This window comes from uncultured Campylobacter sp. (assembly GCF_938045775.1).
Taxonomy (GTDB): domain Bacteria; phylum Campylobacterota; class Campylobacteria; order Campylobacterales; family Campylobacteraceae; genus Campylobacter_B.
This window is the reverse complement of sequence record NZ_CALIBH010000099.1, coordinates 1-8,059: the sequence shown is the minus strand read 5'-3', so window position 1 is coordinate 8,059 and position 8,059 is coordinate 1. Positions and strand designations below refer to the sequence as shown.

The following is an 8,059-nucleotide window of genomic DNA, read 5'->3' as shown; positions in this document are numbered from 1 at the left end:
GTTTTTAGCTTTTCGAGTCCTGCTTGGAATTTTAAAATTTTTAAAATTCCGCGCCGTATATACGTGCCGCGCTAAATTCTAAACGGGAAATTATAGCTAAATTTAACCCATTTCATACGCGAGCCGTTTTCGCTCGAGACTTTAAACAAATAAATTACTTTTTAAAAATTATATTTTTTTAAAATTACACAAATTTTATCAAGGAGGAATTGATGAAAAATTTTAAGATTTTATCGATTGCAGCGATGTTGGCGCTAAACTTGAGCGCTTCGGATATTACGCTTGACGGCAAGGGCGTGACGCCGCAAGAGATAGCGCAGATCGCAAACGGCGCCAAAGTTAAAATCGATGACGCCGCGATGCAAAAGGTCAAAAAAGCGCATGAAATTTTACTAAGCGCCGCAAAAGACGGGCAGAAAATCTACGGGCTTACCGTGGGCGTGGGGCTTAATAAAGACCGAAGCTTCGTCGATGCGAAGGGAAATTTGGACGCGGAGGTGATTGAGGCGTCTACGAAATTTAATATCGGGCTCATCCACGCGCACTGCGGCGGCGTCGGTGAGGATATGCCGCTAAAAACGGCTCGCGCGGTGCTTGCGACGAGGCTAAACAATATGCTCTTTGCAGGTGCCGGAGTGCAGGAGGATGTGATAAGCTTATACAAAGAATTTTTAAATCAAGACATCATCCCCGTAATGCCTAGCGTGGGCTCCATGGGCGAAGCGGACATCACGATTTTAGGTCACGTAGGGCTTGCGATGCTCGGAGAAGGCGAGGTGTATTACAAGGGCGAAAAGATGGCTGCCGCGCAGGCGCTGAAAAAAGCGGGACTCAAGCCGCTCTCGCCGTTTGGCAAGGATAGCCTTTCGATTTTAAGCTCAAACGCCTATTCTGCAGCGTTTGCGAGCCTTGCGCTGGAGGATTTGAAGCAGGCAGATAAGATGTCTAAGCTCGTCTTCGCCCTTAGCCTTGAGGCGCTAAACGGCAACGTCGCTCCGTTTTCGAGCGAGGCTGCGAGCTTAAGGCCGTTTCCGCAGTTTGAGGCCACCGCAAAGCAGATAAGAGAAATTTTAAAAGACAGCTATCTATGGGATAAGGACGATACGAGAGCGCTGCAAGATCCGCTCAGCTACCGCGACGCATCGTATTTCTTCGCCGCGATGAGCTCATCCATACAGAGCCTTGAAAACTTGATGAAAATCCAGCTCAACTCCTCCGACGACAATCCCGGAATTTTCATCGGCGAGCAGCCTGCGGGTGCGAAATTTCAAGAAAGCAAGCTCTTTACCAAAGGCGGCGCGGTCGTGCCTACGTCAAATTTCGAGCCGCTTTTGTGGGTGATAGAATTTGAAAAAGCATCCATCGCGCTCGCGCATAATTCAAAGGCTTCGGCGCTTCGCACGATCAAGCTATCGGATGATAACTTTACGCATCTAAGCCGCTTTTTGGGCACCGACAAGACCGTGCATGCATTCGGCGCGATGCAAAAGCCTTTCGTAGCGCTTGCGGGCGAGAACGAGTTTTTGGCAAATCCCGCATCGCTTGATTATGTTCCTGTAGCGGGCAACATCGAAGACGTCGCGACCAATGCGCCTTTTGTGATGCAGAAATTTTCCAAGCAGATCGAAAATTTCTACTCGATCTTGGGTATGGAACTCATCCACGCCGCGCAAGCGATCGATCTAAGAATGCAGCAAAACCCGAACCTAAAGCTCTCCGCGCAGACCAAAAAGCTCTACGACGAGTATAGAAAAGTCGTGAAATTTATGGATACCGACCGACCTTTGAGCGATGATTTTAGAAATTCCGCGAAATTTTTAAAAGAGTATAAATAAGGGGGTGCTTTATGAAAAGGAATTTGGCTCTGCTCGCCGCACTAGCAAGCGCCGCATTCGCCGGCGATAGTTTGGATCAGGCGTTTAAAGACGGCAAATTTAGCGGAGACCTCTCCACTTTTTCCGAAACTAGGCACGTAAATAAGGGTGAAAAATCGATCTATTACAACAACACTTCCTATGTCGTGGGCTCGGTGGGATTAAATTACGAAACGGCGCCGTTTTATGATTTTAAGCTCGTAACGGGCTTTAGGGCTGCGGCACCATTTTGGCAAAGGCATAAAAACTTACACACTCTTCACGGCAAGGGCGATTCGACTGAGAGAATTTACGAAAACGACCGCGTGTTGCTTTCAAATTTATATTTGGAATATAGCGCCTTCGATACCGTCGTTAAGATCGGTCGCCAAGAGATGGTAACGGATTGGATCGGCAGATACAACGACGGCGTGCGCATCACGAACAATTCGATTTCAAATTTAACCATCGATGCGCTTTGGACGCGAGCGCAAGGAAGGGCTACGAATAAAGAGATGTGGGGGTTTACGGACAGAAATAAAGATCACGGCGGCGTCTTTAACGTAGGCGCTACGTATAAATTCGACGGCGGATTTAGCGCAAAGGCTTACGTCTTGCATGCAAACGACGTCTTTACGGGCGTGGGCGGCAAGGTGATGTTCGACGGGCAGATTAACGACGATTGGGGTGCGGGCGGTATGATCCATTATGCGCAAAGTGATGAGAAGAAGATAAAAGATGACGGCAAGATGTTTGAGGCTACAGCATACGCTAAATTTCAAGATCACAAGCTTACTCTGGGTTATGCCAAATCAGGAAAGGCTATCGGCTGGGGCAGTTTAAATTTAACCGGCGATCACATCGTGCCGTTTGAAGAGGGCGACGTTATGTATGAGCGCGATGCGCGCACGATCTACGGTATGCTCTCTACGAGTATAGAAAAGCTCTCGCTCACTGGGCTTTTAGGCACGACGAGCTATAGGCTTAAGGGCGGCGACGATACGCGATATAGACAAAGCGAATTTAGCGCGTGGCTAAGCTACCCGATTACTCAAAGTCTAAAAGCTATGTTGATTTATGATCAGACGTTCAAGGCCCAGCCCGGCTATCCTGCTTTAAGACAGATCGGTGCGGGACTTACTTATAGTTTTTAAAATTTAAAGGCGAGAAATGAATAGTAGAAGAAAATTTTTAGGCGGCCTGTGCATGGCCGCCGTCGCTCCTGCGTTTGCGAACGCGCAGATAGACGCGAGCGACGTGAAATGGGACGAAGAGTGGGATGTGCTCGTCGTGGGCTCGGGCTTTGCGGGCTCGGCTGCGACGTGTCAGGCGCTAGATGAAGGCGCAAAAACGCTGATGATCGATAAGATGCCCGTGCTCGGCGGAAACTCCGCTATTAACGGCGGCGCGATCGCGGTGGTAAATTCCAGCTTTCAAAAGGCGCGCGGCATCGAGGACTCATATGAGCTGTATATCAAGGATATCCTCAAAGCAGGACTAAATTTAAACCAAATAGACTTAGTCGAGACGATTGCCAAAAACGGTAACGACGCTTATGAATGGACGCTTAAAAAAGGTGTTTATTATCGCGACGCCTTGGGACAGTTCGGCGGACACTCGGTACCGCGCACCATCTGGCCCGAGATAAACTCCGGCGGCAAGATTACCATCCCACTACAAGAGTACGCGATGAGCCACGGCGCGACCATCCGCACGCGCGTGATCTTAGACGATCTGATCCGCGATGAGAGCGGCAAGATAATCGGCGCGAAGGTGAGGGAGAATTACGATTTTATCTTCGATCCGCTCAAAGACGAGGCGGACAACAAAAGCGGCACGGTGAAATTTTATAAGATCAACGGCGGCATCGTCATGGCTACGGGCGGCTTTTCGTATGACGTGAAATTTAGACAAACCATCGATCCTACGCTAACGCCCGATCTTGACTGTACCAACCACTACGGAGCGACCGCATACGCGCTAAAGATGATGATGGCAAACGGCGTTGCGACGCGCGATTTGGAGTGGATACAGCTAGGGCCTTGGGGCAGCCCCGACGAGAAGGGATTTGGCATAGCGCCGGTGTTTGCGATACCTGCGTTTAGCTACGGCGTGATGGTCGATGCGCGCACGGGAAAAAGGTTCGTAAACGAGCTAGCCGACCGCAAAATCCGCTCCGACGCGATCTTAAAGATCCATAAAAACCCGGACGGCAGCCTCACTCACCCAGTCGTTATTTGCGATAGCGTCGGCGCGCAGGGCACGACGAAGGCAAACGTTTATCGCGGCATCCACAAAAACGTCATTAAAGTTTTTGACACGATCAAAGAGCTCGCCGCGCACTACAATATCCCTTACGAAGGCCTTAAAAAGACGATCGATGATTACACGAGATACGCGCACGCGGGCAAGGATGAGGAATTTAACAAGCCGTTTTTTAAATTTAAAGGCATAGTGCCCGATCTTACTAAGCCTCCGTTTTACGCGTGGCGAGCGCTGCCGAAGGTACATCACACGATGGGAGGCGTTAAAATCGATGTGCAAGCGAGGGTTTATGATACGAACGGCAAACCGATAGAGGGGCTTTTTGCCGCGGGCGAGGCGGTGGGCGGACCGCACGGAGCGAGCCGTCTTGGAAGCTGCGCGATACCTGATTGCTTGGTATTCGGCAGGATCGCCGGCGCAAATGCCGCAAATTTAGCCAAAAAGGAGAGAAAATGCTAAAAATTTTTAAAATTTTAGCGATCGCCTGTTTCGCTCTTTGCGTGGCATTTAGCGCAGACGGCGCGCTTACGGACGCAGGTAGATTTAATAAACAAAACTATCCGATCAAATCTCATCACGACAAGCTCGGCTTTGACTGCAAAAATTGCCACAAGCAGGCCGATCCGAAGGACTATAAGGCTCTAAGCGCGGACGAGTGCCTAAGCTGTCACAAAAGCTACGATGCGCTAGCCGAGCGCAGCGGACATCTGGGATATGACGACAACGTCCACGCAAGCCCGCATTATCCGAAAATGGACTGCAACCTCTGCCACCGCTCGCACAAGCCGTCGCAGAACTACTGCGTGATGTGCCATTCGCAAGACTCGATGAAAAAAATATTGGTGCCGTAGGAAAGGAAGCGTTATGAAAAAAATATTTATAAAATTTTGTCTATTTTGCGTTTTCGCTTTCGTTATATTTTTCGGTGGCAATGCGCTCATCCACTCGACCGGCGACGATAAATTTTGCACCCTTTGCCACGAGTGGATGGATCCTATGGTGCAGGCGTATCACGGAGATAAGCACGGCGGCGCAAACCGCAAGGGAATAAAGGTAAAATGCGTGGACTGCCACCTACCGCACGACAGCTACATCTCATACGTGTTTCAAAAGGGGCTAAACGGCTTTAACGAGGTTACGCATATGATGTTTAACGACGCGGATAAGATGGATTGGCAAGCGCATAGGCAAAACCGAACGAAATTCGTCTATGATAGCGGCTGCATAAGCTGTCATGAAAGAATTTTAGACGTAAATTCCACCAATGCGAACATAAACGATATGCATAAAATTTACGCGGATTTTAAAGACAAAAAGGATAAACTAAGCTGCGTTAGCTGCCACAAAACGGTAGGGCATAAGAATTTAGGCAAAATCCTTTACGAGATCAAAAATCCGCCGGTGGGCAACTGGGACGATGAACCCAAAAAGGACGAGCCGAAAAAATAGAAAAACGGAGGCGCCTTGTGAAAGAGAATGTTTATAAAAATAATATTTTTGCAATATTCTCTTTCATCTTTCTTGCCTTGATGGCGGGAAATTATATGCTTAACCGCTCGTTCGTAAGAGAAATTTTGGTGCGCGAGCAGTTAAGCATCCTAAAAAGCTCGAGCGAACGTATAGAAAAATGGCTCGAAAATAAAAAATCGAGCCTGCGCGCCGTAAACGAGCTCATATCCAAATACGATTCCGCGACAGATGAGCAGATCATAACCGATATCTTAGACAAAAGCCAAGAGATCGCAAATTTTTCAAGCGTTTATGCAGGATACGAAAACAACATAACCATCTCAAGCAGGCTGTTTGACAGGCCGCAAAACTACTCCCCCGTGCTTCGTCCGTGGTATATCAACACGGTAAAAGAGGATAAAATTTACATCACCAAGCCTTATTCGGACGTGGGTCTTAAGGTGCCCGTCATCTCGATATGCAGCAGCATTAAGCAGGATGAGGTTCTAAAAGGCGTGCTCTGCGGCGTAATATCCTTTAGCGATATCAAAACTGAAATTTTAGATCTGCGGATCGAAAACGGGTATCTATTTTTGATCGACGAGAGCCTAAATGTGCTGCTGCACCCGATCGAAAGCGTCGAGCTATCTAAGATAAAATTTAACATAGAAAATTTGGATCTAAATAAAACGCAAGGCTATGAGACGGACGATGCGATCTTTACCTTTAAGCCGCTTTAGGGCTCAAAGCTCGTCTTAGTAGCCAAGACGCTCAAAAAGAACATCTACAACAAAATAAACGAGCAGTTCATCGTAAATTTAACGATCTACGTAATAAGCATATTTTTGTTTTTGATCCTCGCGTATTTTTACAACAAGAGGCTTGACCGCCAAACCAGGCTACTTGAGCAGACTAAGAGGGAGTATGAGATACTTCTGTTTCAGCAGACGAAGATGGCCGAGCTCGGTCAGATGATCGCCGCGCTCTCGCACCAGTGGATACAGCCACTTAACTCGCTCGGGATTTTTTTGGGCAATCTGGTGCAGTTTAAAAAGACGGGCAAGCTGAGCGATGAAATTTTTTACGACAACATAAATAGATCGCTAGCCAATATCGATTATATGAGCAAGACGATGGATACGTTTAAAAATTTTTACAAGATAGAGAGCAGGGTTCAGAATTTTAATATATATGGCGCGATCCGCGATACGATCTGCGTGCTCTTCCCCAGCAAGCGCACGGTCGATATAAAAGTAAGCGTGGCAAGAGGCGTGAGCCCGCTATGCGAAAACTACGCCAACGAGTTTAAGCAGATCATCGCCTGCCTGATCCAAAATTCCAAGCAGGCGCTGCAAAACGCAAAAAATCAAAAACGGGGTAGGATCGTCGTAAATATTAAGCGCGACGCCACGCACTTCCTCATCAGGGTTATCGACAACGCAGACGGCATAGACGTACAAAGAGATAAAATTTTTACCCCTTTTTGCAGTACGAAGGGCAGCAGCGGGCTCGGGCTTTACGTCTCAAAGCTCATCGCAAACAAAAAATGCGGCGGCGATCTGAGCGTGGTAAATTTCAAAAATCCGACGATATTTATGCTAAAAATAGCCGTAAAGGTGGAAAATGATAAATGAAAATATTTTAAAAAAGCTCGGAAATATCTCCGTCTTGCTCGTAGAGGACGACGAAAATACGAGGCTTGCTATCGCGCAGTCGCTTCAAATTTATTGCAAAAATATCCAAACTGCAAAGGGCGGCATCGAGGGGTTTGAGAAATTTTTTAAAGGCGAGTTCGACATCGTCGTGACCGATATAAATTTACCTAGCCTTAACGGGCTTGAGATGCTCGATGAGATCAAAAAGCGCGCGCCGCACGTAGCCTCCATCATCATTACATCCTACGATACGAGCGAAAATATGCTCGCCTCAATCGAGCTTGGCGCATACAACTATCTGCGCAAGCCCTTCCGTATCGAGGAGCTGCAAACTACAATCCTGATGGCGACAAAGAATTTATACGACAATAAAATCGAATTCGGCGGCATTTACGAATACGATTCGGCCAGTAAAATTTTATTTAAAAACGGGGAACAAGTTCCGTTTACAAAGATCGAAGCGAAGCTATTTTTTCTACTCGTAAGCAATCTAAATAAAACCGTAAGCTATGAGGTGATCGAAAATTTTGTTTGGAACGAAAAGGCTATGAGTAGCGAGGCGCTGCGGATGGTAATCAAAAAAATCAGATTAAAAACGGATCAAAGCTTGATAGAAAATATCTCCGGAGTAGGATATAAAATTTCAAATAACAAGTAGCTTCGGATGAAATATAAATTTTAGCAACTAAGCAAATTTAGGCGATAGCTCAAACCGCTTAAATCTACTCAAAATTAAGCAAAAGTAAGTAAAATACGCCAATTAAATAACCAAGGAGTTTGATATGGCAAAAGTTATGAAAACGATGGACGGAAACGAGGCGGCGGCTTACGTCTCAT

The 8,059-nt window shown here is 47.1% G+C and carries 8 protein-coding genes; all 8 read left to right on the top strand.

The genetic code is table 11. From position 1 onward, the window contains the following. Positions 1 to 212: 212 nt before the first annotated feature. The 8 genes from Q0238_RS03850 (at position 213) to Q0238_RS03815 (ending at position 7,880) form a co-directional block, all read left to right on the top strand. Entirely contained in the window at positions 213 to 1,835 is a 1,623-nt protein-coding gene (locus Q0238_RS03850) for an aromatic amino acid ammonia-lyase (protein ID WP_297943066.1), read from the top strand. Between the two features lie 11 nt (positions 1,836 to 1,846). Beyond that, a complete protein-coding gene (locus tag Q0238_RS03845) occupies positions 1,847 to 3,007 on the top strand; it encodes an Opr family porin (protein WP_297943064.1) in 1,161 nt (386 codons plus the stop codon). Between the two features lie 16 nt (positions 3,008 to 3,023). Then, positions 3,024 to 4,577, top strand: a complete 1,554-nt coding sequence (locus tag Q0238_RS03840; protein ID WP_297943062.1) for a flavocytochrome c — start codon at positions 3,024 to 3,026, stop codon at positions 4,575 to 4,577. Beyond that, positions 4,571 to 4,969 (top strand): cytochrome c3 family protein, encoded by a 399-nt coding sequence (locus tag Q0238_RS03835; RefSeq protein ID WP_297943060.1) that lies wholly within the window; start codon positions 4,571 to 4,573, stop codon positions 4,967 to 4,969. Before Q0238_RS03840 ends, Q0238_RS03835 begins: the two co-directional genes overlap by 7 nt. Positions 4,970 to 4,982: 13 nt before the next feature. Next, entirely contained in the window at positions 4,983 to 5,567 is a 585-nt protein-coding gene (locus Q0238_RS03830) for a NapC/NirT family cytochrome c (protein ID WP_004318790.1), read from the top strand. Between the two features lie 17 nt (positions 5,568 to 5,584). After that, the gene (locus Q0238_RS03825) at positions 5,585 to 6,307 is read left to right on the top strand and encodes a cache domain-containing protein (RefSeq protein ID WP_297943056.1); all 723 of its coding nucleotides are present in this window, start codon (positions 5,585 to 5,587) and stop codon (positions 6,305 to 6,307) included. A 105-nt stretch (positions 6,308 to 6,412) separates the two neighbouring features. Continuing rightward, positions 6,413 to 7,201 carry an ATP-binding protein gene (locus Q0238_RS03820; protein ID WP_297943053.1) on the top strand — a complete coding sequence of 263 codons (789 nt, stop codon included), beginning with the start codon at positions 6,413 to 6,415 and terminating at the stop codon, positions 7,199 to 7,201. Then, positions 7,191 to 7,880, top strand: coding sequence for a response regulator transcription factor (locus Q0238_RS03815; protein WP_297943051.1), 690 nt, complete (start codon positions 7,191 to 7,193; stop codon positions 7,878 to 7,880). Before Q0238_RS03820 ends, Q0238_RS03815 begins: the two co-directional genes overlap by 11 nt. The last annotated feature ends 179 nt before the right edge of the window (positions 7,881 to 8,059 follow it).